General features: G+C 65.1%; 2 protein-coding genes. One reads left to right on the forward strand and one right to left on the reverse strand.

Annotation, left to right across the window (positions count from 1 at the left end):
* Positions 1-297: 297 nt before the first annotated feature.
* Positions 298-636: a carboxymuconolactone decarboxylase family protein gene (locus JCM25143_RS14980; RefSeq protein WP_025861818.1), complete on the forward strand. Its 339-nt coding sequence runs from the start codon at positions 298-300 to the stop codon at positions 634-636.
* A 9-nt stretch (positions 637-645) separates the two neighbouring features.
* Here JCM25143_RS14980 and JCM25143_RS20360 read toward each other — a convergent pair whose 3' ends face one another.
* A complete protein-coding gene (locus JCM25143_RS20360; protein ID WP_051543438.1) occupies positions 646-1,830 on the reverse strand; it encodes a ComEC/Rec2 family competence protein in 1,185 nt (394 codons plus the stop codon).
* Positions 1,831-1,849 lie beyond the last annotated feature (19 nt).

A 1,849-nucleotide genomic window follows, 5' to 3' on the forward strand; every position in this document is an offset into this window, starting at 1 on the left:
CCAGTTCACGCCACAGCGTATCCAGCCGCTCGACCACGCGGGCCTGATCGGGATCTCCATTCAGTTCCCCCGCCGCTATACGCTGCCGGTAAACTGCCAGGGGCCCCTGCCGCATTGCGGCCGTGGGCCCGTTTTCGTGTCTGTCTGTCATACTCGCCCGATACCGGCTCTGCACCATCTTGGGCAAGCACCACGACCTCTCCTAACCGTGTCGTGACAACACGGGGGGCAAGCAGGCTAGGCTGACAGGGTTCTGACCCTGTTTTTCAAGACAGCAACCCGCAGGAAAACGACACCATGACCGACTGGAACGCTTACCGCGACAATCTGACCAAAAACGTCAAGACACTGGCCACCCTCACGCCCAACACCCTGAGCGGACTCCAGACCCTTGAAACCCCGCTGCCTGAAACCAAACATCTGGACGCCAAAACGCGCGAACTGATTGCGCTGGCCGTGGCTGTCACCACCCGGTGCGATGGCTGCATTGCCGTGCATACCGCCGCCGCCCACAAGGTGGGTGCCAGCAAGGCAGAAATTGCCGAAGCGCTGGGTGTGGCCGTTGCCCTGAACGCCGGTGCCGCTCTGGTTTACTCCAGCCGCGTCATGGAAGCATTTGAAAGCGTTGCGGACTGAACACCCGCACTACCAGCGCTGTGGCGGTCCTTCTGGCGGGCCGTCCTCGCTCCGTGCCAGCGGCAGTAACGGACGTCCGTGGCCACCGGGATTAAGCACCCATGGCCGCGCGCCACGCCATAGCCTGTCCGACACCACATGCACCCGGCCTGAAGAGGCAAGATACACCGCCTGCGCGCCTTCCTGACGCGCAAGCGCTCTATCGAGCCTGAGCGGCGCCTGCGTGCACAGGTGCCCAAGCCCACCTGTGCTGACCACCAGATCCATACCGGTGCATAGTTCGCCCATCAGCGCCTGCCCCTCGGCAATGGACGTGCCCGCAGGTGGGGGCGTGGGAATAAGCAGCATTGTGAGCCCGGAGCGCTGAAACACACAGGCACCGGCCACACCGTCCTGCCCGCAGACAAGGCTGCCATCGGGGGTTTGCCCATCACGGGCCGCATTGAAACGCTGCACAGGCAAGGCCAGCACCCGCGCCCATTCGCGCTCAAGACCCGCCTGCTCGGCCGAATGCCCCATAACCAGCACGCTGTCGCGCATGCGCACGCCAATAAGCCCGCCATCCGGGCTGAACAGAATATCCGGGCAGCTAACAAGCCATGGAGACAGCACCCCCCAGCCCGAACACCACAAGCCCGGCCAGCCGCCACCCTCTGCGCCACAGGCACAGCCAAGCCAGCCCCAGCAGGGCCGCGCCCAGCCCCCAGCCCGGCATGGCAGGCACCGCAAAGCGCGCACCCGGCAGACTGGCCACCCCATGCGCAAGCCACAGAACGGGCCATAACCCCAGCCACTAAGCCACAACCCCGGCGCGGCAAGCCCGAAAGGCATGCCGAGCAATGCCAGCAGGCCCATGGGCATGATCCACACCGCCATAAGGGGAACCGCAACCAGATTGGCCAGCACGAAATAAGGCTCAATCACGCCCAGATGCGCCATGACAACCGGCAGCGTGGCCACCCCCGCCAGCAGGCTGGCCAGTACGAGTTCCGCCAGATGCCCGAGCATGAACCCGCCTGCCCGCCCCATCCGGCTTTGCTGTCGTGCGCACCAGCCCTGCACCAACGGGTGCAGGCTTTCATACCCCGCCACCAGCGCCATGACAGCCGCCATGGACATCTGAAAAGCCATATCCGCCACCACCTGCGGCCAGAGCAGCAGCAACACCGTGGCCGCAAGAGCCAGCCCCCGCATGGACTACCGCCCGCCGCCC

The sequence above is a fragment of the Acetobacter papayae JCM 25143 genome (assembly GCF_000613285.1).
Lineage (GTDB): Bacteria > Pseudomonadota > Alphaproteobacteria > Acetobacterales > Acetobacteraceae > Acetobacter > Acetobacter papayae.

Excerpts from the sequence above, each read along its gene's own strand:
- JCM25143_RS14980 (WP_025861818.1), top strand. The coding sequence starts at position 298 with ATGACCGACTGGAACGCTTACCGCGACAATCTGACCAAAAACGTCAAG.
- JCM25143_RS20360 (WP_051543438.1), bottom strand. The coding sequence starts at position 1,830 with ATGCGGGGGCTGGCTCTTGCGGCCACGGTGTTGCTGCTGCTCTGGCCG.